19 protein-coding genes, 3 tRNA genes and 1 pseudogene are annotated in these 22,326 nt (G+C 61.2%); 4 read left to right on the top strand and 19 right to left on the bottom strand.

The window, feature by feature from the left end:
- From ACOVRJ_RS02775 to ACOVRJ_RS02760, 4 genes and pseudogenes are all read right to left on the bottom strand, one after another.
- A pseudogene (locus tag ACOVRJ_RS02775) lies at positions 1–70 on the bottom strand (elongation factor Tu); the annotation flags it as partial.
- A gap of 44 nt (positions 71–114) precedes the next feature.
- Positions 115–189: transfer RNA gene (locus ACOVRJ_RS02770), tRNA-Thr, on the bottom strand.
- A gap of 69 nt (positions 190–258) precedes the next feature.
- Positions 259–332 (bottom strand) — tRNA-Gly (locus ACOVRJ_RS02765).
- Positions 333–387: 55 nt separating this feature from the next.
- A tRNA-Tyr gene (locus ACOVRJ_RS02760) sits at positions 388–473 on the bottom strand.
- A 227-nt stretch (positions 474–700) separates the two neighbouring features.
- Between ACOVRJ_RS02760 and ACOVRJ_RS02755 the strand changes: the two genes are divergently transcribed.
- Both ACOVRJ_RS02755 and ACOVRJ_RS02750 read left to right on the top strand, forming a co-directional pair.
- The gene (locus tag ACOVRJ_RS02755) at positions 701–862 is read left to right on the top strand and encodes a hypothetical protein (protein ID WP_422042375.1); all 162 of its coding nucleotides are present in this window, start codon (positions 701–703) and stop codon (positions 860–862) included.
- A 161-nt stretch (positions 863–1,023) separates the two neighbouring features.
- On the top strand, positions 1,024–3,708 hold the full coding sequence (locus ACOVRJ_RS02750) for a TonB-dependent receptor (RefSeq protein WP_422042374.1): 2,685 nt from the start codon (positions 1,024–1,026) through the stop codon (positions 3,706–3,708).
- A 71-nt stretch (positions 3,709–3,779) separates the two neighbouring features.
- Here the strand turns inward: ACOVRJ_RS02750 and ACOVRJ_RS02745 are convergent, their stop codons facing one another.
- Together ACOVRJ_RS02745 and ACOVRJ_RS02740 are read right to left on the bottom strand one after the other, a co-directional pair.
- Positions 3,780–4,487: a DUF6445 family protein gene (locus tag ACOVRJ_RS02745; protein WP_422042373.1), complete on the bottom strand. Its 708-nt coding sequence runs from the start codon at positions 4,485–4,487 to the stop codon at positions 3,780–3,782.
- A 33-nt stretch (positions 4,488–4,520) separates the two neighbouring features.
- A complete protein-coding gene (locus ACOVRJ_RS02740) occupies positions 4,521–6,053 on the bottom strand; it encodes a tryptophan halogenase family protein (protein ID WP_422042372.1) in 1,533 nt (510 codons plus the stop codon).
- Positions 6,054–6,555: 502 nt separating this feature from the next.
- Between ACOVRJ_RS02740 and ACOVRJ_RS02735 the strand changes: the two genes are divergently transcribed.
- Entirely contained in the window at positions 6,556–7,626 is a 1,071-nt protein-coding gene (locus ACOVRJ_RS02735) for a formylglycine-generating enzyme family protein (protein WP_422042371.1), read from the top strand.
- A gap of 25 nt (positions 7,627–7,651) precedes the next feature.
- On the opposite strand, the gene ACOVRJ_RS02730 is transcribed toward ACOVRJ_RS02735, so the two are convergent.
- The 8 genes from ACOVRJ_RS02730 to ACOVRJ_RS02695 all read right to left on the bottom strand — a co-directional run bounded on the left by ACOVRJ_RS02730 (position 7,652) and on the right by ACOVRJ_RS02695 (position 16,426).
- Positions 7,652–8,719, bottom strand: a complete 1,068-nt coding sequence (locus ACOVRJ_RS02730) for an acyltransferase family protein (RefSeq protein WP_422042370.1) — start codon at positions 8,717–8,719, stop codon at positions 7,652–7,654.
- Between the two features lie 21 nt (positions 8,720–8,740).
- The gene (locus tag ACOVRJ_RS02725; protein ID WP_422042369.1) at positions 8,741–9,670 is read right to left on the bottom strand and encodes a glycoside hydrolase family 16 protein; all 930 of its coding nucleotides are present in this window, start codon (positions 9,668–9,670) and stop codon (positions 8,741–8,743) included.
- A 22-nt stretch (positions 9,671–9,692) separates the two neighbouring features.
- Entirely contained in the window at positions 9,693–11,018 is a 1,326-nt protein-coding gene (locus ACOVRJ_RS02720; protein ID WP_422042368.1) for an MFS transporter, read from the bottom strand.
- Between the two features lie 63 nt (positions 11,019–11,081).
- Positions 11,082–12,560, bottom strand: coding sequence for a beta-N-acetylhexosaminidase (gene nagZ, locus ACOVRJ_RS02715; RefSeq protein WP_422042367.1), 1,479 nt, complete (start codon positions 12,558–12,560; stop codon positions 11,082–11,084).
- 11 nt (positions 12,561–12,571) lie between these two features.
- Positions 12,572–13,582: an SIS domain-containing protein gene (locus ACOVRJ_RS02710; RefSeq protein WP_422042378.1), complete on the bottom strand. Its 1,011-nt coding sequence runs from the start codon at positions 13,580–13,582 to the stop codon at positions 12,572–12,574.
- Positions 13,583–13,601: 19 nt separating this feature from the next.
- A complete protein-coding gene (nagA, locus tag ACOVRJ_RS02705) occupies positions 13,602–14,732 on the bottom strand; it encodes an N-acetylglucosamine-6-phosphate deacetylase (RefSeq protein WP_422042366.1) in 1,131 nt (376 codons plus the stop codon).
- Between the two features lie 18 nt (positions 14,733–14,750).
- A complete protein-coding gene (locus ACOVRJ_RS02700; RefSeq protein ID WP_422042365.1) occupies positions 14,751–15,491 on the bottom strand; it encodes a GntR family transcriptional regulator in 741 nt (246 codons plus the stop codon).
- On the bottom strand, positions 15,488–16,426 hold the full coding sequence (locus ACOVRJ_RS02695) for a BadF/BadG/BcrA/BcrD ATPase family protein (protein ID WP_422042364.1): 939 nt from the start codon (positions 16,424–16,426) through the stop codon (positions 15,488–15,490). The genes ACOVRJ_RS02700 and ACOVRJ_RS02695 overlap by 4 nt, the downstream gene beginning before the upstream one ends.
- Positions 16,427–16,655: 229 nt before the next feature.
- Between ACOVRJ_RS02695 and ACOVRJ_RS02690 the strand changes: the two genes are divergently transcribed.
- Positions 16,656–18,173: a tetratricopeptide repeat protein gene (locus ACOVRJ_RS02690; protein ID WP_422042363.1), complete on the top strand. Its 1,518-nt coding sequence runs from the start codon at positions 16,656–16,658 to the stop codon at positions 18,171–18,173.
- A gap of 9 nt (positions 18,174–18,182) precedes the next feature.
- On the opposite strand, the gene ACOVRJ_RS02685 is transcribed toward ACOVRJ_RS02690, so the two are convergent.
- The 5 genes from ACOVRJ_RS02685 to ltaE are packed head-to-tail and all read right to left on the bottom strand — an operon-like array spanning position 18,183 to position 22,320.
- The gene (locus tag ACOVRJ_RS02685) at positions 18,183–18,875 is read right to left on the bottom strand and encodes a uracil-DNA glycosylase (RefSeq protein ID WP_422042362.1); all 693 of its coding nucleotides are present in this window, start codon (positions 18,873–18,875) and stop codon (positions 18,183–18,185) included.
- 1 nt (position 18,876) lies between these two features.
- Entirely contained in the window at positions 18,877–19,665 is a 789-nt protein-coding gene (gene trpC / locus ACOVRJ_RS02680) for an indole-3-glycerol phosphate synthase TrpC (protein WP_422042361.1), read from the bottom strand.
- Positions 19,666–19,692: 27 nt separating this feature from the next.
- A complete protein-coding gene (locus tag ACOVRJ_RS02675) occupies positions 19,693–20,223 on the bottom strand; it encodes a hypothetical protein (protein ID WP_422042360.1) in 531 nt (176 codons plus the stop codon).
- Positions 20,220–21,266, bottom strand: coding sequence for an anthranilate phosphoribosyltransferase (gene trpD, locus ACOVRJ_RS02670; RefSeq protein ID WP_422042359.1), 1,047 nt, complete (start codon positions 21,264–21,266; stop codon positions 20,220–20,222). Before trpD ends, ACOVRJ_RS02675 begins: the two co-directional genes overlap by 4 nt.
- Positions 21,267–21,279: 13 nt before the next feature.
- Positions 21,280–22,320, bottom strand: a complete 1,041-nt coding sequence (gene ltaE / locus ACOVRJ_RS02665; protein ID WP_422042358.1) for a low-specificity L-threonine aldolase — start codon at positions 22,318–22,320, stop codon at positions 21,280–21,282.
- Positions 22,321–22,326: the final 6 nt, after the last annotated feature.

The following is a 22,326-nucleotide window of genomic DNA, read 5'->3' as shown; positions in this document are numbered from 1 at the left end:
CGTGGTCAACGTGACCAATCGTGCCCACGTTCACGTGCGGCTTGGTACGTTCGAACTTGCCTTTTGCCATCTTGCGCTCCTGGAGGCGAACAGATCAGAAGAGAAGGAAATTGGTGGTGCCCATGACGCGGATCGAACGCGTGACCTCTCCCTTACCAAGGGAGTGCTCTACCACTGAGCCACATGGGCATCGACACAGGTTTGATGACAAGCATCAGCAAACCAGTGCCGACAACGACGACACAACTTCCAAGCCTCTGGAGCGGGAGACGGGAATCGAACCCGCGTCATTAGCTTGGAAGGCTAAGGTTCTACCATTGAACTACTCCCGCCCGGGAGCATGGCCTGGACCCTGCCGCTACGAACAAGATCGCATGCTGTTTGCCTTGGTGGAGGAGGCTGGATTCGAACCAGCGTACGCGTTAGCGGGCAGATTTACAGTCTGCTGCCTTTAACCACTCGGCCACCCCTCCGAGGCAAGCCCGCAACTATAGCACAGCATTTTCCGAGTCCAAAGCAATTTTTTCAGATTCAGCCAAAAAGACCACTCGAGCCGCAACTAAGCGCGCGCAAACACCCCAGGAAAGCAGAAGCACCCGCCGACCGCCAGGCCCAGCAAGGGACTCCGGGAAAACCTTAGCCAAAGCCAGGACACAAAGCATCGCCGCCAGAAATCGCCTGTAACCAGCCACCCAATTCCATGAACCAACCAACCCAAACCGAAGTGATCTCGAGGCGCCCACCAATGGAAGCCATCGGCCGCCAGCACGTAACCAAGCCGAAACAAAACAACTTGGCAAGTCAAAAATCGATGGTGGCGGCACAACTACAACAAGGGAAAACACGCAAAGAAAAGTGGTAGCAAAGTGGCACTAGTGGATCGTATAGTGGCATGGCATTGGTTGCATTGATACGTCATTGGCGGCACCAGGCACCCTCCAAGTGGTCCATCAATTGGTCGGGTTTTGGTTCCACGTGCTAACAGGCCGAGTCCGTAAATCTTGGCCAAATCGAGGAAAAGAAATGAAGGTCAAACAGAGCCCTATCGCAGCAGCCGTCGCCCTGACGCTGCTGAGCGTCTCGCTGGCAGCGCAAGCCCAGCAAGCTGAAACCAAGCAAGACACTGCTCAATTGGAGCAAGTGGTCGTAACTGGTATTCGCGCTTCGCTGCAATCCGCGGCCAACATCAAGAAGAACGCCACGGCAGTCGTGGACGCCATCTCGGCTGAAGACATCGGCAAGCTGCCTGATACTGACGTGGGTCAATCGCTGGGCCGTATTCCTGGCGTGACCGTCGGCCGCGACTTTGGCGTTGGCGCATCGGTTTCGATTCGCGGCACTGACCCGCAAATGACCTACACCACCTTGAACGGTCAGACGGTTGCGTCGACCGGCTGGTATGACCAGAAGGACATCGACCGCTCCTTCAACTACTCGCTGCTGCCTTCCGAATTGATCGGCGGCATGGAGGTCTACAAGTCCTCGCAAGCCGACCTGACCGAAGGCGGCATCGGCGGCACCGTGATCGTCAAGACCCGCAAGCCGCTGGATCAAGCAGCCGGCACCGCGTTCTTCAGCGCCAAGATGGGCAAGGGCACCATCAGCGACACATCCAAGGAAGCTTCCGGCCTTTACAGCTGGCGCGACCAATCCAAGACCTTCGGCGTTTTGGTGGCTGGCGGCATTGAAAAGACGAACTACATCCGCCGCGGTGTTGAGTCTGACATGCGCTGGTCGGGCGACGTTTCGCCCACGACCTTTGTGCAAGACCGTGAACGCAAGGCTCTGAACGTGACCCTGCAGGCACGTCCGGTCGCCGGCCTGGAACTGGGCTTGAACTATCTGCACCTCAATGTCGATGCAGACAACTCGAACACCAGCCACTACATCTTCACCGGTAACGACGCTGCCGACTGCAAGAAGACCAACCCCGTCAACGGCCTGTGCGTCCTGAGCACACGCCCAGCCGGTGATTTCAACAAGCACAACATCTTTGTGCAGAACTGGGCCCGTTCCGCTTCGATGAGCTCGGACAGCCTGGTGCTGGACGGCAGCTTCAAGGGCGACGGCTTCAAGGTGACCGCAGTTGCCGGCACGACCAAGGCCGAAGGCGGCACCAACCAAACGGCCAACTTTGCTTACGGCCAATTCGCCCCCGACTTCTCCACCACAGGTGGGCGTGTTCCAGACAAACCGCACACCGTCGCTCCGGGCAAGATCCCCTACTGGGCCGGTACCATCGACCTGACCGGCAAGAAGCCCGTCATCTCCCCATCGGCTAACCAGAACATTGGTGTCAGCAATCTGCCGGACCAATCCGGTCCAGAGCTGTGGGCCAATGGACGCGGCCCGAACAAGGACAAGGAAAACTTCTTCCAGACCGACGCCACCTTTGACATCAACAACAGCGTCTTCACGGCCTTCAAGACCGGTGTTCGCCTGACCGAGCACACCTTCACCAAGACCGGTGAGCGTGGCTTGCGCCCGACAACCGTTACGCAAGTGAGCACGGGTTCCTTGTATGACGGTTCGACCGAGGTGATCGGCGGCTGGTCCGTGCCGAAGCCAAACATCGGCGCCATGCTGTCTGCTGCTCGCGCCAACGTGACCGGCTGGGTTGAAGACCGTTCCGCCTTCGGCGAATTGAATGAGAAGAACCAGGCCCTCTACGGCATGCTGGACTTCGAATCGGGCAAGGTCGTCGGTAATGTCGGCCTGCGCTATATCCGTACCAAGGCTACCTCGACCGGCTATGTGTTTGACGGCACCAAGTGGTCCGGCAACTGGGCCAACGACGCTGCCCAGAACAATGGCTGGGGCAAGAGCAAGACCAGTCAGTCGTCCACTTACAACGACTGGCTGCCTAGCTTGAACGTGGCCTACAACATGCAAAAGGACACCATCGTCCGCTTCGCTGCTGCTCAGGCCATCACCCGCCCGAACTTCGCGAACATGTTCAATGCTGCAGTCGTGGGCTTTGATGACCAGAACGCAAGCAATGACACCTTCAACTACGGTACGCCAGCACTGAAGCCACAGAAGTCGACTCAGTTCGACCTGGGCATCGAGTACTACTACGGCCGTGGCAACCTGGTGTCGGCTGCGGTGTTCTACAAGAGCATCGACAACTTCATCACCACCCAGACCGCGCTGAACCAGAGCGTTGGCGTGCCTAGCCCGGACACCGGCAAGGACAGCTGGACCGTCAATCGCTTTGTGAACGCCGGTGGCGGCAAGATCAAGGGCCTGGAGTTGCAAGCCAACCATGCTTTCGGCAATGGTTTCGGTACTGCAGTGAACTACACCTACTCCGATGCAACCGCGCCAGCTAGCTCTTACCAAGACCAGCTGAACCTGTTCACATTGGCTTCCAAGCACAATGCCAACCTGGTGGGCTACTACGAAGACACCAACTACTCGGCTCGTTTGGCCTACAACTGGCGCTCCAAGTACATGGTGCGTGAGAGCGGCTGGTACGGCAACCGTATGCACGACGCATTCGGCAGCTTGGATCTGAGCCTGGGCTGGAACATCAACAAGCAGTTCCGTTTGTCCTTGGATGCCGCCAACCTGCTCAAGCAGGATGACATCCAGTACGGTGCAGCAGGTGCTTCCAGCAGCGTTCGCGCTTCGCTCAAGGATGGCTTCCCCACTTGGTACTTCAAGGGTGAGACCACTTACCGTCTGGGCCTGAGCGCCAAGTTCTGATCAGGCCAAGGCCTGTAGAATCAAAAAGCCCGGCACTAGCCGGGCTTTTTTTATCCCTCAACTTCTGAGGATCAGAAGTCAAAGAAGGTGTTGACGGTCAAGCGACCCTTGCGTGGGTCGTCGCAGATACCAATACCGGGGTTGATGCACGCACTGTGCAGCAAACTCCCCGGATACACGACCAGACGATTAAAGCGCGCCGGCATCATGCCCAAAAACGTGAAGCGCTGGTCGGAGCGATCAAAGTACCGAGGACTGGGTTCCTCAAGCTCAAGTTCCTCACAGTAAACGTCAGAGTAGTGCTGATAGTTCTCTGGGGTAATTCTCTGAATACCCGTGGACACATGACGATAAAACCCCGTGCCACCATGCTCTTGCCCACACAAATATAGCAAAACTGCCATGTGGTGCGGCGAGCTTGAGTCGAAATGCGGCGTCCTTTGCATCAATCCCAAACCACCGGGCGGAACGGTCGTCAAAGAAAACTCGCAGGCGCTTTTACGCAACTCAAACGAGTCTGGAACGTCAAAGTTCGCTTTGATCAAAGGATCAAGCAGTTCAACCAAGGCATTGGAATACTCGGCGGGCGCGGTTGAGCGAATACCGGGATAGCCCTTCTTCTGGTCAAAACCCGGGCACGGTGAAAATTCACTCCGGACCGCAGCCTCCAGCATCAATTCAGGCTCTTCCAGAAAATCATCGATGAAAACCACCTGATGCCCACCCAGTTGAACTGACTGAATATCAGGTGGCATACGAATTGCTATTTTTTTATTCATAAATGGCTCTTTAGTATTTATTCAAGCATGGACTCACGACCTGCGCTGCTGTTGATAGGCGGCCAAAAAACCACTGAGCCATTCCCGATGCCCGAGTAATTCCGCTGAAAGCTTGTTTTCTAGATGACGAACTTTCTGAATCTCTTGAGTGAATACCTGCAATTCAGTCGCCGTCATGCACTTCTTCATCGTCTTGTATTTCATACCGTACAAAACAAACAAGAAATTATCGACATCGAACAAATCAAAGCGACTAAAGAAATCCAGCTTCTTGGGCGCACTGGCTTTCCACATCGCCAAACGCTCGGACAAAACATCAGACAGGATGGGCGCCTCGGTACTCAAACGCCAAAACTCAGAATCGCGACGATCGGAAATGCAGTAATGCAATTGCACGAAGTCCATGACCCGTTCCCAGGTGTAAGAAACTACCCGGTTGCAATACGCCGCGGCAGCCGCCATGCCTTCTTTTTCCAAAGAAAAATTGCGAGCAAACAACTCTGCCGACAAATCGGTCACGAAGATGGATGTCGCCTCCAAAGGCTCGACAAACCCCTGCGCAAGGCCCAAAGCCACCACGTTCTTGCACCAGAACTTTTCCCGATAGCCAATCTTCATCGGAATTTTTCGGGGGCTCAATTGCTCAGCTGGCCGCCCGATATGCTCCGCCAAGCCCTGCAAGGCCTGATCTTGCGTCATGTGTGCGCTTGAGTAAACGAAGCCAACACCGCGCCGATTGGTCAGAGGAATGTCCCAGAGCCAACCCGCTTGGTGAGCTTTGGCCAAGGTGTACGGCGGAATCTCGCTGCCGGGTTCGGTCTCGATCTGCACGGCCAATGCCGTATCGCTCAGGATTTGTTTCGATTTATCAACAAATGGGACTTCATACAACTTGCCCAGCAGCAAGGAGTGAAATCCCGAGCAGTCGACATAGAAGTCATAACTCAGACGCTCACCCTCTTGAGTCTGCAAGTACTCAACTTCCCCTTGCTCATTCAAGCCGGCATCGACAATCGTTGCGCGCTTGTGCTGCACCCTCAGATGCTCCGTCGCATTCTTGGCCAGCAATTGACCGAATTTCACGGCATTGAAGTGATAGGCGTAATTCAACGGGCCTTCATACGGCGCGGAAGATACCTGCTTTGGGCACTTCATCCTATCGGCCAAGACTGGGACTTCGGTCACTACCGAGAACTCCATTTCTTGGGAGCGTTCCAAATAGAGTGGCGTGGTATCCAGTCCAGCAGGAAATGGCGATGCAAAGGGATGATAGTAGGAATGAGGTTCACCGGATTCATGCGGTGCCATCCAATTGACGAATTTGATTCCCACCTTGAAGGTCGAATCACAGGCCGCCAGCATATCGGCCTCAGAAATACCAAATTTCATCAGAGACTTGCGAATATGTGGCACCGTCCCCTCGCCGACCCCAATAATGCCAATCTCGGGGGATTCAATCACCGTAATCGTGACATCTTGCTCGGCGCGAAGCTCGACGGCGAGGTGGTTGGCTGCCAGCCATCCCGCGGTTCCGCCGCCAATGATTGCAATACGCTTGACTCTCATTGAAATACTTCCAATCCAATCTAAAAAATTACTCGCACTCTTTTCCATTCAAAAACAGTGCGGCCTCATCGGCTCAACCCTCGGTTCCCACGCAACATACATGTCAGCTCGCAAAGGCAGCCGGATAGCCGTAAACCCAATACTCAATAACTCGCCTGTTATCCAATCGGTAACTCCATTCCCCCCCCTGAAGTGGGAGTACGCATCCTGATTAACCCGTCAGCGCCTATGATGCTGGAGTTGGTTTATTGCCGGGCAACTGGCGATTTGCTAGGTCACTCTACTACGTTCGAGGCAAAGCATGAAGTATGGCGGGCGAATTTCATATACCGTTTTGGCCGTGCTGATGGCAGCGCTACTGTCAGCATGTAACAGCGTCATTGCTCCGACTTCTTCTGAGTCTTCAGAATCTCGCGCCATTCGACAAGACCTCGAGAGTTGCAGGAATTCAAGCTTGCTTGAAATACCACCAAAAATGGTGATTACCAGCCATGCCATCAGCATGCCCAGTCAAACAAAGTGCTCTGCGTCCGCTGAGAGGGGCAGCCAGTATTGCTACACGATTCCAGGGTTTCGTCGCGAAGCGGTTGAAGAAGACCTCAATGCAGAAGCGCGAGCCGAGTTGTTCAGCGCATGTTTGATGGTGAAGCGCTATTCGGAGCAGCCGATCTTGTCCCGCACCAAACACAAACTTGGTGAACGCCCCGGGCATGAGCATGTCTTGCCTGACTCGCATGTTGCCAACACGAGCTTTGAGGTCGTCTCTGGCAGCCAAGGCTTGGTCGTAAGCGCGACCGAGCAACTGCTTGAAGCCCAACGTTCGCGACCCTGGCAAGGGATCAAGGACTGCGATGTTTGCCCGCGCATGGTGCAGGTGCCGGCGGGCAGCTTCAAAATGGGCAGCACGGTGGGCAGTTCGGAGCAACCGATTCACACGGTCAAGATAGCAAGCTTTTTGCTGGGCAAGTATGAGGTCACGCAGGCGGAGTGGTTGGCCGTGATGGGCGACAACCCCAGCGCGAACAAATCCTGTGGCAGGTTTTGCCCGGTAGACCGCATCAGTTGGAACAGGGCTCAGGAATTCTTGCAGCGACTCAACAGCCGAACGGGCTTGAACTATCGCCTGCCGACCGAAGCGGAGTGGGAGTATGCCGCCCGTGCAGGGCACAAGGCATTGGACGCCGAAGAAGCCAACACGACCTTGGGTCACTTTGCCTGGTTCAATGGCAATAGCGGCGGAGAGTTGCACCTGGTCGGACAAAAGATTCCCAACGCCTTCGGCTTGCACGATATGCAGGGCAACGTCTGGGAATGGGTCGAAGATGTCATGCACGACAACTATCAGGGCGCCAGCCCGACGGGACAAGCCCGCCAACCCATGGGAAGCCAAGACAAACGAGTGCTCAGAGGGGGCTCCTACTTCGACAACCCCAGATTCCTCCGCCCGACCCACCGGAATGCCGACACGCCGGATGCTGCCTACGTCTTCTTCGGGCTGCGCATCGCACGAGATCTGGGGCCAGTCACGGTGAAAGCGGAACAGGCGAGCGACAGCCGAGAGAAGAGTCAATGAACTGTGCCGCCTGCCCCCCGGCGGTTCAGACCTTGATGTAGATTCGTCGCCGATCCAGTTGGTCAACAATCACCGCCCACACCGCCACAAAGGCCAGGGCAAAAGCCAGCGACTGGCCAAAGGGTCCCACCAAGGGCGAAAGCCAAGCAAAGCCAGCCGCGTACAGTGGCCGCATCAGGCCGAAGCCTTCCAACAGCACGGTACACATCCAAGCCCCTGCATAAGCGGCAATGGCATTGACACCAAAGCTGCGCCCCAAGGCTGGCCACCCTGATTTATCAATCAACTGATGCGCCAAGGCCAAGGTCAAGGCCGCCAGTCCCCCGGTCCAGAGCACGAAAGACGAGGTCCACAACTGCTTGTTCAGTGGCTGGAATTCAGCCCACAAGAGACCTGCGCCGGCGGCGAACAGACCCAAGATCAATAGATTTTGCAACTGGCCGCGACGCAAGAAATGTCCGGCTTGCAAGCCCAACAGCGTTGTAGCCAAAGCGCCCAGCGTGCTGACCAAGCCCTCGGGGTCATGGCCGATCCCGGTCGCTGCGACCCACTCATAAGCAAAGCGCCCCAGCAGTGCGGCGTCCCAACGCGAAGCCAGATTGCCCACCTTATCCAAACTGCCGCCCCAGGCCAACAAGGCAGCATAAGCCGCAAGCAGCAGGACCAAGAGCACCATCTGCACCCGTGGCTTTAGGTAGAGGGCCACCAAGCCGGTGAAGGCAAAGCAAAGACCGATTCGTTGCAATACGCCGGGAATTCGAAACTCCGGCTTGTTCATCAACCACCAGGACAGGGCATGCAAGACCAGCCCCAGGGCAATGATGCGCAAGGCCCGAACCCAAACGGTCTTGGCCATTGGCGCGCGCGGCGCATTCGCATCAATTCGCGGACCTAAGGCCAAGGCGAGGGACACGCCAACGATGAAGAGAAAGAAGGGAAAGATCAGGTCCGTCGGGGTGCAGCCATGCCAAGCCGCATGCTGCAGCGGTGCATACACATGCCCCCAGTCACCCGGGTTGTTGACCAGCAGCATGGCGGCCACACTGAGCCCGCGCAAGGCATCGACAGAAGCAAATCGTTGATTGGCGCTCATCTCGAAATCTCAGCTGCGCGATCAGAAGTCACACAGACTGGCCAAAGCCGGTTCGGCAGCGGGCACCGTGTCCATATGGGCAACGCCCTTGGCGCGCAAGCGCTGGACTTCGGCCTTGACCTGCTTGGGGCTCAAGACCTGATTGCGCGCGTGAAACACCCAATCGACATCCTGTTCGTAACGCCGCGCTTGCTCGGTCTTCGGCAACAAGCCGCCCGGCGAGAACCACAGATTGAAATTGATCGACATGGTAGTCACCGGATAGTTGCGGCCGCCATGCGTGGCGATGTGGCGGCCATCCAGGTAGAACTTCACCTGGCCCTTGGCCACCTGCATCATCAATTCATGCCAACCATTCAGGCTGCCGAATTCCTCGTGCGTTTGGTTATGCGCCTGCCAAGGCTTGAGTTGCACCGTTTGCCAGGCGATACCGTAGAGACGGGTCTTATCACTGCCCCAGCCGCCATTGGGCAGGTACTCCCAGTCCATCTCGCTGAACTCGGGGTCAAAGTCGTGCTTCAGCGGCGTCACCGCATAAAAAGTCTGGATCACGGGGTCGCCGTCGATGCCAGCCACCGGCGCATCGGTGAAACGAATGCGCGCGGCATAAGTCCCCTCCAAATACTTGCGGGCATGGCAGAGCTGCGCTTGGCGGGTGCCTTCGCCACTGCCATCGGTACTGGCGTTCAAGCGCAGCACGCGGTTGCCCTTCAAGTTCGGATCCTCATGCAGGCTGATCTGCTCGGCGCTCCACTGAGCACCGTCCACACCGGGGTGGCCGGCCTTGCTGCGCGGCGTCCAGCCCTTGGCCGTCAAGGCCGGCACATCCGCGTAATTGAAGTCATCAAAGAACACCTGTGCCGGCTTGGCTTGCGCAGCCTGGGCCAAGGTCTGAAAGCAAAAAAAGGCGGCCGCGAGGGCCGCCTTGCTGAAGATGTTGATCTGCAACATAGGAAATTGAAGTTGGGGACGATCAGGAGGTTGCGGCGGCTGCCGCGTTGTCAGGCTTGCTTTCCGCGGCCGGCTCCGGCTTGGGGAACTTGACGAAGAACATCAGCACCAAAGCAGGAATGCCGCAAACAATGGTCCACAGGAAGAAGTGCTGGTAACCCATGGCCACCTGGATGTCGCCGCTGATGGTCTTGGAGAAGATGAAGCCCAGCTGCATCACACCCGAACCCAAGGCGTAATGCGCCGTTTGGAACTTGCCCGGCGCCACCGCCTGCATGATGTAGAGAATCATGCCGACGAAGCCAAAGCCATAACCAAACATCTCCACAGCGATCGCGGCGCTGATATGGAACATGTCCTGCGGCAAGGCATGGCTCAGGTAGTAGAAGGTCACATTCGGCACGCCCATCATCAAAATCAGAATCGGCATGGCGCGGCGCAGGCTCAGCCAGGAGGTGAAGTAGCCGCCCAAAATGCTGCCCACCAAGAAGGCCGCCGTGCCGACGGTGCCATAGACGCCGCCCACCTGCTCGGTGGTCAGGCCCAGGCCACCCTTCTCGCGCGCTTCAATCAGGAACAAGGGGCCGATGGTCTGCACCTGGCCTTCGGCGAAGCGGAACAGCACGATGAACAGGATGGCCATCCAGATGCCCGGCTTTTGCAGGAAGTCACCAATCACCTCGCGCAGCGTCTTGGCCACGCCGGCGGCGCTGATATCGGCATGCTTGGTATTGAGCGTGCCCGGCAAGGCCCAGGCGTTGTAACTGGCCAGCAAGGCCAGCAACACAGCCAAGAGCACAAAGATGATGGACCAGGCGTTGAAGACGCCGAATTGCTTTTCCAGATGGCCCGCCAGAACCAGCAAGCCGCCCAGGGTCAAGAACTTGGAGGCGTTGAAAAACGCGCCCTGCCAGCCGGCGTACGCGGCCTGCTGCTTGGCGTCCAAGGAGGCCATGTACAGCCCGTCGCAGGCGATGTCATGGGTGGCCGAGGCATAGGCGAGCACGAACAGCACGCCAATGGCGGCCGCAAACCACATGGGCAGCTGCAAGGCCAAGGCCAAAAGCGCAAGCCCCACCGCACCGGTGAACTGCATGGCCACCACGATCATCTTCTTGCTGCGTGCCAACTCCAAGAAGGGGCTCCACAGCGGCTTGATGGCCCAAGCCAGACCGAGCAAGCCGGTCCAACGGGCGATTTGATCGTTCTCGACGCCCATGTTCTTGAACATCAGGCCGGCAATCAGCATGACGACAAAGAACTGCATGCCCTGCACAAAGTACAGGCTGGGGACCCAGTGAATCGGGTTGCGCGCGGGCGCGCTTGGGGCTGGTTCCTGGCGGCTCATGACCAATCTCCTCTTGTTCTTTGAATCTCAGGCGTCGAAAAACTCTGGCCTTGAGCGTCGTGTTCAGGCGCCGAGTTGCACAGGGCTCTGGGCCGTGGCTTGCAGGTCGCCTTGCAACCAGGCTTGCAGGCCCGCCAAGGCGCCGTCGGCGTAACCCCAGGTCACCACAGTCGGGCCGGGGACGTCCAGGGCTTGGAACGGGTTCCACAAGACCAGATGCAGATCAGGACGCCATTGCTTGGCGTTCTCGGCATAGCGCATGCGGTGCGTGGAGGCGACGATGTTCAGCCGGCCATCGTTAGGCACCGAGGCCCAGTCCATGGCCAAGATGTCATCAACGTACTCAACCTGGGCATTCGGGAAGCTGGCAAACAAGTCAACGATTTGTTGGCCCGAGGGGCCGGCTTCAGACACGCCATCGGTCGGCACTTCAGGCTGCACAAAGACCCGCAGCGCGGCATCTTTGGCGGGGGCCTGGGCGCCGCGCAAAACGGTCAAACCACTGGCCCAGGCCTGGCGCATCAGTTGATCATCGGCCTGGCGCGGTGCGCCGGTGTAGTCATCGTGGCGCACCGGGTAGGCGGCTGCCAACTTGTCCAGCCGCGCGCAGGCCACACGGCCTTGCTCGGCCGTCAGCTCACCGCGCGCAAATGCATCCTTCAAAGCCTGGATCGACTTGCCCTGCTCTTCCAGGTCGCCCTGGGCCAGGATCATGTCGGCACCGGCCTGAATCGCCATCACGGCCGCGCGGGCATAGCCATAGCGCTCGAAAATGGCCTTCATCATCAGCGCGTCGGTGATCACCACGCCGTCGTAGCCCCATTCATTGCGCAAGATGTCGCGCAAGATCTTGGTGGACAGCGTCGCGGGGTGCTCGGGGTCGATCTGCGGGTAGACGATGTGCGCCGTCATCACCGCCGGGGCTTCGTCACGCAAGGCCTTAAAGGGGCGCAACTCCAGCGCGTCCAACTCGGCGCGGCTCTTATCCACCGTGGGCAAAGCTAGGTGCGAATCCACATGGGTGTCGCCATGGCCGGGGAAATGCTTGACGCAGCAGGCCACGCCTTCTTTCAACGAACCGCGCATCCAAGCGCCGGCCAGACGCGTCACATCATCGGCGTCTTCGGAGAAGCTGCGCTCGGCGATGACCGGGTTGGCCGGGTTGTTGTTGATGTCGAGGACCGGTGCGAAATTCCAGTTGATGCCGATGCTGGCCAGGCCGCGTGCGACCGCCGCGCCGACGTTCTCGGCTTGCTGCTCGTCATCCGCCGCGCCCAGGGCCATGGCCGAAGGGGCTTGCGGCAAGAAGGTTGCGCGCACCACCGAGCCGCCCTCTTGGTCGAGGCCGATCAAGGCCGTCGGGCCCATCACCTCGCGCAGATCGCGGGTCAGCTGGCGGACTTCAGCCTCGGTGCCGAGGTTCTTGCGGAACAGGCAAACAGCGCGGACTTGGTTCTCGCGCAGAAAGGCCGCCGTCGCGGCGTCCAGGGACTTGCCCTGGATGTCGACCATGACGAGCTGGCCGGGATGAAAAGCAGTCATGACGGTCGGGCTCAGTTGGTCTTGGTGACTTTGGCCAGGTGCGGTGGCTGATCTGGGTTGCGGCCGCGCGCGCGGGCCAGGGCTTCCACCATGGGGTAGAAGCTCTGCACCACGGCGATCGGGTCCAGATCTTCATTGCCGGTGCAGCTCAAAGGCAGCTCGGCGCCGGGTGTGCCTTCTGGTGCGGCCAGCAGCACACGGGCACCACGGCCACGCATTTCTTCGGCCAGGGCCAGCAAGCCCGCTTGGGCCGGGCCGCGCGGCGCGAACACCAGCATGGGGTAGCCTTCTTCGACCAAGGCCATCGGGCCATGCTTAACTTCGGCGCCCGAGAAAGCCTCGGCCTGAATGCCGCAGGTTTCCTTGAACTTCAGCGCCGCTTCCATAGCGATGGGCAAGCCGGTGCCGCGGCCGATGACGAAGAGCTTGTCGGCGTTCTTCAGCACCTCGACGGCCACATCCCAACGTTGGGCGGCGGCTTGTTCCAGCGCTTGCGGCAGTTGTTGCAACGCGGCTTGCAGGTCTTCGTCACCACTCCAGGCGGCCACCACGCGGGCGCCGGCCACCAGCTGAGCGATATAGCTCTTGGTGGCGGCCACGCTCAGCTCGGGGCCGGAACGCAGCGGGAACACGAACTGGGCCGCATCGGCCAGGGGCGAGCTGTCAGCGTTCACAAAGGCCACGGTGCGGGCGCCGCCTTCGCGGAAGAACTTGGTCGGGGCCACCAGATCGGGGCTTTGACCCGACTGCGAGAAGGCCAGCGAGACCAGACCGTCGCAGACGAGCTTGCTTTGATACAGCGTCACCAGCGACATCGGCAGCGAAGTCACCAAACGGCCCATACGTGCCATCATCAGATAGGCCATGTAGTGGGCGGCGTGGTCGGAGCTGCCACGCGCCACGGTCAGCAAGCTGGTGGGCGGGTTGTCACGCAGGGCCTGGCCAAGTTCGGCGTAAGCGTTTTGATCGTGGGCCAGTTGGCGAGCCACGGCGGCCGGCGCCAGCAGCGCCTCTTCTTGCATCTTGGATGCGTACTTAGTCTCAAGCGAGGTCAATTTCTTCTCCTTCAACGACCACGCGTTGCAACTGCAGGGCGCGATCCATTACTACCAAATCCGCCCAAGCCCCAACGGCCAATTGGCCGCGATCGCTCAAACCCATGTATTCCGCGGCAAAGGTGGACACCCGCCTCGACGCGTCTTCAATTTCCAGACCCATACCGACCAGATTGCGCAGCGCCTGATCCATGGTCAGCGTGCTGCCGGCCAAGGTGCCATCGGGCAGGCGCACGCCGCCCATGCACTTGGTCACCGTGTGGCTGCCCAGCTTGTAGTCGCCATCGGGCATGCCCGCTGCGGCGGTGGAATCGGTGACGCAGAACATGCAAGGGATGGAGCGCATCGCCACGCGAATCGCGCCGGGGTGCACATGCAGCAGGTCAGGGATGATCTCGGCATAACGGGCATGCGCCAGCGCCGCGCCCACCATGCCGGGCTCGCGGTGATGCAAGCCGGTCATCGCATTGAACAAATGGGTAAAGCCGCCGGCGCCCTGCTGCAGTGCGGCCACGCCGTCTTCATAAGTGCCGGCCGTGTGGCCAATCTGCACCTGGAAGCCCTCGGCGCGCAGCTGCGCGATCAACTCCAGCGTGCCAGGCAATTCAGGCGCCAGCGTGATCAAGCGAATCGGGGCCAGCGCATGCAGCGCATGGATCTCGTCCAGACTGGCCGGCTTGGCAAAGTCAGGTTGCGCACCCAGCTTGGCCGGGCTGATGTAGGGCCCTTCCAGATGCACACCCAAGACGCGCGCGCCATTCTTGGCGCGCTCGCGACAGACCGGTGCCAAAGCGGCGATTGCGTTGCGGATGTCTTCCAGCGGCGCGGTCATGGTGGTGGCCAAGAGCGAGGTCGTGCCATGGCGCACATGCAGCTTGGACATCTGCAGCGCGGCCTCGCCGCCCTCCATGGTGTCGTGGCCGCCGCCGCCGTGCACATGCACATCGATGAAACCCGGCAGCACGATGGGCAAGGCCACCGTGTCATGCCGAACCTGGCTTTCGCTGACCGGTTCACCCTCGATACGGGTGATGCGGCCGTTTTCTTGTTCAATGAAACCGCGGATGAACCCCTGCGGCGTCAGAACATAGCCATCGATGCGCTGAAAAGAAACCATGCCCCGTCTAAGCCTCGCCTATGCCTCGCGTCGCATCTCGGCGACAAAATCGTAGTAATCGCTGCGGCAATAGGAATGGGTCAGCTCCACCGCATGACCGGACTCCAAATACCCCACCCGTGTGATGAACAGCACCGCTTGGCCCACCGGCACTTCCAAGAGCCCGGCCAGCTTGCTGTCTGCATTGATGGCGCGGATGTGCTGCAAAGCGCGCACGGGCGCCACGCCCAGGGTTGCCAGATGCTCGTACAGCGAAGCCTGCACCGCTTGGGGATCGGGCAAGACCGCTTCCGGCATCACCGTCACTTCGTAATTCATCACCACCGAGTCGGCCAGACGCAGGCGCTCCAGCCGCGCCACGCGCTCGCCGGTGCCCAGGCCCAAACTCAGTTGTTCATCGGGTGCCGCGGGCGTGAAGCCACGCGTCAGCCAGCGCGAGCTGGGCTTGAAGCCGCGCTGATGCAGTTCTTCAGAAAAGCTGGTCAGGCGCGACAGCGGCTGCTCCAGCTTGGGCGCGATGTAGTTGCCCGAACCGCGCTTGCGGATGATCAGACCCTGCTCGACCAGACGGTCGATCGCCTTGCGCGCGGTGACGCGAGACAGCTCCAGTGTTTCAGACAGGACGCGCTCGGACGGCAGCGCTTCGTCGGCGTGATATTCGCCCTGACGAATGGCTTGGGCCAATTTGTGCGCCAGCTGCATATACAGCGGCGAGGCAGCATCAGGATCGGCTTTGAATTGAAAGGCCATGGTGCTCATATTTCCCTACGTTGAAGTGCGATGCGGACGAGGTGCAAAGCACCCTCGGCAGAGTCACCCTGGGGCGACACGCAACGGGCACGAATAGTGCCTGAGAAATCAGCAGCCATTCGTTGGGCGATGCTGCCGCACAGCGCCAATGGCAATTCAGATGTGGGATCCAGCGCCAGCGCCAGGCTTTCCAGCTCGGCCACCGCCTCGGCGACAAAGCCAGCCGCCACCGGGTCGGTGGGTGCCGCATCAAAGACCAAGCGCGCCAAGCTGGCATAACCATGTTGGCCCGCGGAGGCGCACCAAGCGAGGATCTGGGTTCGGTCGCTGCCGGCCACGCCCCAAACGGCACGCGCCAGCGGACTTACTTCGGCGCGGCCGTCCAGCGCTTTTTGCGCATGCCGCATGGCCCGCAGACCCAACCAGGCACCGCTGCCTTCGTCGCCGCAGATCCAACCCCAGCCGCTGGAGTAGGCGCGCGAACCATCGCGCCGCAGGCCTTCGCCCACGGAGCCAGTGCCCGCCGCCACCACCAAACCCGGCTGGCCGCCATGAGCGCCCAGCAAGGTGGTGAAACCGTCGTTATCCAAGACCAGCAAGGCGTAACCGGGCTGCTGCGCCAAAAACGCTTCGACCTGCTCGACCACACCCGCACCCGACAAGCCCAAGCCGATCGCACACACGGCCGGATCCAAGGCGGGCAACCCTGCCTGCGCCGCAGCCGCTTGAGCCGCCTGTTGGATATGGCGCCAGGCTTGCTCCGGGCCTTGACCCAAGGCCGAAGGACCGGCTTCGCCCTGCCCCAGCAAATTCCCGCTCAAATCGGCCAAACGCACCCGCGTGCCCGTGCCGCCGCCATCCACGCCCAAGAGGTATTTCACAGCGCCCTGGGCTTGACCGAGGATGCGGGTAGAGGAGAAGTCGATTTGAGGCCACATATTCATACCAGTCTAATACCAAAGTTAAGGCCAGTCAACGCAACTGGCATTGGTGTTTACCTAGGGTTTTCATTTGTAGAGCAGGCATTTTTTACACGTGGACAGCGACTCAACCTAGGGTCTTACATACCAGTTCAGCACCAAGTTACAGCTATCCTTGCCGCCTGCCGTAAGGCGCTGCGCTCGCCTCGTCGGCGCTTGCAACCACCGTCCCTCTCGAACCCATGACCGCGCCGTGACTGAAGCCATTTTTTCTGCAGCCTCCGTGCCTCCCGACGTGCTGAGGCGACTGTCGGCCGTCGCCAAGCGCCACCCAGAGAGCGCTCTCCTGCGCTTGGCCGCCTTGGAGCGGCAAGCTCGCGCAGCCAACCAACTGGCGGCTGCGGCGGACGCACTTTATGCGCGCTTTTATTTGCTGGAACACCGAGGCCGCGCCCTGGAACTGCAGGCCGCGCTGACGCAAGCCGAAAGAGCGCTGACGCCCGATCAAGCGCCCTTGCAGGTCGCGCGCCTGTGCGAAGCCCTGGGGCGACTCGCCTATCAGCAAGGCGAGTACAACGAAGCGACCTCGCAGTGGCGGCGCGCAGCCCACTTGGCCGAACAGCAGGGCGAAGCCAAACTTGGCGCTGCAGCGCGCATCGGCCTGGGGCAGATTCACTATGCTTTTGGAGACTGGGAGCGCGGCCGAGAGATTCACGGTGAAGCCGCCTCTCTGCTGGGCACCGCCGATGACAGCTACTTGGCGGCCAAACTGGCCCTCAACATCGGCGTGGGCCACTTTGAAACCCATGAGCTGGATGACGCCGAGCGCCACTTCAGCCACGGCCTGGCTGCGGCTCGGCGCGGCCAGCATCGCGAGTACGAGGCCGAGGCCCATTGGCAACTGGCCCGTGCAGCCTTGGCGCGCGGTCGGCTCGACTGGGCCACCACCGACTGCCGCATGGCCCTGAGCATCGCCAGCAAGCTGGGCCACAGCTGGCTGGAGGCGGCCGCCAGCCGCAGCTGGACCGATATCGCACTGGCGCGCGGCGACCAGCTGGGCGCCATCCGCAGCACCGAGCACGCCCTGCTGCTGGCCGAGCGCATCCACTCGCGCCCGCAGCAAAGCCAGGCTCATCTGCAACTGGCCAAACTCAAAGAGGCGCGCGGGCAAAAAGAGGCCGCCCTACGCCACCTCTGGCAACACCAAGCCTTGCAAGCCGAGATCGAGCGACTCAGCGGCGCCGCCCACCTGCCGACCCAGTCAGCCACCCAAAAACGGGCCGATGAGATGCTGCTGGCCCTGTCCAACCAACGCTGGCACCTGCAGGAGCCGAGCGATCTGCTGCGCGCTTTGCAGCATCTCTGCGCCGCCAGCGCCCGCATCCTGCCGCTGTCGCAGCTGCTGTTTTGGTGGGCTGAAGCGCCAAGCGAGGCTGCCGCTGCAGCGACGCTTGCCGACGAAGCCCTCCCTCACCTTGACCCGGTAGCCCTGCAGCCCTATCTGGACTGGCTGGCCGGCCAGGCCTTGCCCCATGCACAGACCAGCCGCTCCACCGCCCATCCGCACGCGCTGCTGATCGACACGCCGGACCACCTGCCGGGCGCCCCCCAACACCCCGCGCGCTTGGAGTTGCCGCTGATGGTTGGCAGCCGGGTCGTGGCCTTGCTCTGGTTGCTGCCGAGCCAAGAAGGGCACGACTGGAGCAGCCGAGAACTGCTGCATGCCAGCCACTTGGCGCGGCTGTTTGAAGCGCTGCTGAGCCGACGCTGAACGCTGGCGCTACAAAGCCCAGCTGATCGCCCGCCCCTGCTGCCCCAACCAGTCCGCCGCCTGCGAGAAATGCCCGCAGCCGATGAAGGGCAGCGGCGGCCGCAGCGCCGACAGCGGCGAGGGATGGTTGGACTGCAAGATCAAGTGCTGCGGACCGGCGGCGGCGATCAAGCCGGCCTTGGCCTGCGCATAGGCGCCCCAGAGCATGAAGACCTTGGGCGCCGCGTCTTGTGCCGCCGCCTGCACCAAGGCATCGGTCAGCGCCTCCCAGCCGCGCTTGGCATGGCTGGCCGGCGCGCCGTCTTCCACCGTCAAACAACTATTGAGCAGCAAAACGCCACGCTCGGCCCAGGCGCTGAGGCTCGGCGACATCGGCGGCTGCTGGCCCAAATCGCGCTGCAACTCCTTGAAGATATTGCGCAAGCTGGGCGGCGGCGCCACGCCCTCCGGCACCGAGAAAGCCAGCCCCTCGGCCTGGCCCGCGCCGTGATAAGGATCTTGCCCCAAGATCACAACCCGGGTCTGGGCCAGCGGCGTGAGGCGCAGGGCGCGAAACGGGTCAGGCGGATAAATGGTGGCGCCGGCTGCAGCGCGCTCGGCCAGAAAGGCCTGCAGCTGCAGACCGGCCGGGCTGGCACGCCAAGCCTCGATGAGCGGCCGCCAGCCGCCATCGACCTGGGCCAAGCTCGCCGCCAGATTCATCTCAAGCGAACAAGGCCGCCAAGGCCACGCCCGGGTCGGGTGCGCGCATAAAGGCCTCGCCCACCAAGAAGGCGTTGACCTGAGCCGCGCGCATGGTCTGCACATCGGCCGCCGCCAAGATGCCCGACTCGGTCACCAGCAAGCGATCCGCCGGCACGTCTTTCAAGAGGCCCAGCGTGGTGTCCAAGGTGACCTCAAAGCTGCGCAGATTGCGGTTGTTGATGCCCACCAGCGGCGTTCTCAGGCGCAAGGCCCGCTGCAACTCGGCGCCATCGTGCACCTCGACCAAGACGTCCATCTTCAGGCTCAGCGCCACGGCCTCCAGATCAGCCATCTGGGCATCGTCCAAGCAAGCGGCGATCAGCAAGATGCAGTCGGCGCCCATGGCCCGCGCCTCATAGACCTGGTACTCATCGACCATGAAGTCCTTGCGCAGCACCGGCAGCTCACAAGCGGCGCGCGCCTGCTGCAGATAAGCCACCTGGCCCTGGAAGAACTGCTCATCGGTCAACACGCTCAAGCAAGCCGCGCCGTGTTTGGCATAGCTCTCGGCAATTGTGGCAGGCTGGAAGTTCTCGCGCAGCACGCCCTTGCTGGGCGAGGCCTTCTTGATCTCGGCAATCACGGCGCTCTGGCCCACGGCGATCTTGGCGCGCAGGGCAGCCTCAAAGCCGCGCAGGTCATGCCGAGCTTCCGCCTCCTCACGCACACTGGCCAGCGAACGATGCTGACGCGCCCGCGCCAGTTCCTCATGTTTGACCGCAACAATGCGGCGCAAGATGTCAGACATGACCCACTTCCTTTTTTCCGAACTTGCTCACAGGCTCAGCCCTGCCCGCTCCACACCCAGACGCCGCGCCAACACGTCGGCGAGTTGACTGGTCAGCTGATGCTCGCGGGGCCTGGCATTGCCACGGGTTTGAAAGACCCGCAGCGGCCGGCCACCGTCCTCGTGTCGGAACTCCAGCGCCAGCGAGCGGCGCTTGGTCCCGGGCACACACAGCAGCATCCAACCCGGCCCCTTCAAAACCGCCGGGCCGCCGGCCTGGCCAACAGGTTCAATTCGCGCATCCTTCAAATCAATGCGCCAAGCCACGCCCGAGCGTTGCAGCACGGCCACCAACAGCATCCCCGCCATGACCAAGGCCAGCGACAACCAGCCCAGCTCAGTCGCGAAAGGCAGCCCTTCCACCTGAACCGAGATCAAGCCCAAGGCGGTGCCAAGCAAGCCCAAGACCAAAGGCAGCGGATGCGGCTCTAGCAGGGGCAGAACCACGCAATCCAATTGCTCAGCCTCTTCATTCAAACGCCGCAGCAAACTCTTCTGTGAGCCAAAACCTAACCTCATACCGGAGCGGTCGCCAGGGTTTGGGTGGTGAACACAAACTGGTCCAGCTTGGCACGCGCCGCACCGCTGGCAATGGCCGCACGCGCCAGCGCAATGCCCTCAGCGATAGATCCGGCGCGATTGGCGGCGTAGAGCGTGGCGCCGGCGTTCAAGATGACGATGTCGCGCGCCGGCCCTTCTTCATTGGCCAGAGCGCCCAGCAGCATGACCCGTGACTCCTCCGGCCCGCTGACCCGCAAGCTGCGGTTCGACACCATGGCCAGACCAAAGTCTTCCGGGTGGATTTCGTACTCGCGCACCTCGCCGTTCTTCAACTCGCCCACCAGGGTGGCGGCGCCGAGCGAGATCTCGTCCATGCCGTCCTTGCCGTAGACCACCAGCGCATGTTCGGCGCCCAGGCGCTGCATCACCCGCACCTGAATGCCGACCAGATCGGGGTGGAACACGCCCATCAAGATATTCGGCGCACCGGCCGGATTGGTCAGCGGGCCCAGGATATTGAAGATGGTGCGCACACCCATCTCGCGGCGCACCGGGGCGATGTTCTTCATCGCCGGATGGTGATTCGGCGCGAACATAAAGCCAATGCCGGTCTGCGCAATCGACTCGGCCACCTGGCCCGGGGTCAGCATGATGTTGGCGCCCAGGGCTTCCAGCACATCGGCGCTGCCGGTCTTGCTGGAGACGCTGCGGTTGCCATGCTTGGCCACTTGCGCGCCGGCCGCGGCCGCCACGAACATCGAGCAGGTCGAGATATTGAAGGTGTGGGCGCCATCGCCGCCGGTGCCCACCACATCGACCAGATTGGGGTTGGCCGGCTGCGGCAGTGGCACCTTGTTGGAAAGCTCGCGCATCACCTGCGCGGCGGCAGTGATCTCACCAATGGTTTCCTTCTTGACGCGCAGGCCCGCCAGCAGAGCGGCCGCCATCACCGGCGACATCTCGCCGGCCATGATGCGGCGCATCAGCGTCAGCATCTCGTCGTGGAAGATCTCGCGGTGTTCGATGACGCGGGTCAGGGCTTCGGTATCGGTAATCGGCACGGTCAATTTCCTCTCAAGCGAAGTATTCGCGCACGGCGGCCACGGCGCGGTCAATGCCGGCCGCATCCACATCCAAATGGGTGACAAAACGCAGCTGATAAATGCCGGTGGCCAAGACGCCACGCGACTTCAGATGCGGCAGCAAGCCGGCGGCGCGCTCGGCCGCCTCGGGCTTGACGGCCACAAACACGATATTGCTCTGCGGCGCTTCCACGGCCAGCGCCTCAATGCCCTGCAGACCGGTGGCCAAGCGTTGGGCCAGGGCATGGTCCTCGGCCAAACGCGCCACTTGATGGTCCAGCGCATAGTGCGCCGCAGCCGCCAGAACGCCGGCCTGACGCATGCCGCCGCCGACCATCTTGCGCCAGCGCCGCGCTTGCTGGATCAGCGCCGCCGAGCCGCACAGGACCGAACCCACCGGCGCGCCCAGGCCCTTGGAGAAGCAGACCGAGACGCTGTCGAAATGCTGAGTGATGGCGCGCGCGGCGGCGTAGGGGTCACCCCCTTCGCCCGCGCCCACCACCGCCGCATTGAACAAACGCGCGCCGTCCAAATGCCGACTCAAGCCATGCTTGAGCGCCAAGGCCGAGGCCTGGGCCAGATAGTCCAAAGGCAAGACCTGACCCCGGATGGTGTTCTCCAGCGTCAGCAAGCGGGTGCGGGCGAAGTGGAAGTCATCGGGTTTGATATTGGCCGCGATATCGGCCAAGCTCAGCGAGCCATCCGGCTGATGGTTCAAGGGCTGGGGCTGGATGGAGCCCAGCACTGCAGCGCCCCCACCTTCCCAGCGGTAGGTGTGGGCGAACTGGCCGACGATGTACTCATCGCCGCGCTGGCAATGGCTCATCAAGGCGCACAGATTGCTCTGCGTGCCGCTGGCGAAAAACAGCGCCGCCTCAAAGCCAAGCCGCTCGGCCAGCGCCTCTTGCAAGGCATTGACGCTGGGGTCGTCGCCAAACACATCGTCGCCGAGCGGCGCGGCCGCCATCGCTTCCCGCATGCCCGCCGTCGGCTGGGTGACGGTGTCGCTGCGTAAATCAATCAAGGCTGCCATGGCGAA

The organism is Roseateles sp. (genome assembly GCF_049240545.1).
GTDB lineage: Bacteria > Pseudomonadota > Gammaproteobacteria > Burkholderiales > Burkholderiaceae_C > Paucibacter_A.
This window is presented reverse-complemented; position numbering and strand designations above follow the sequence as displayed.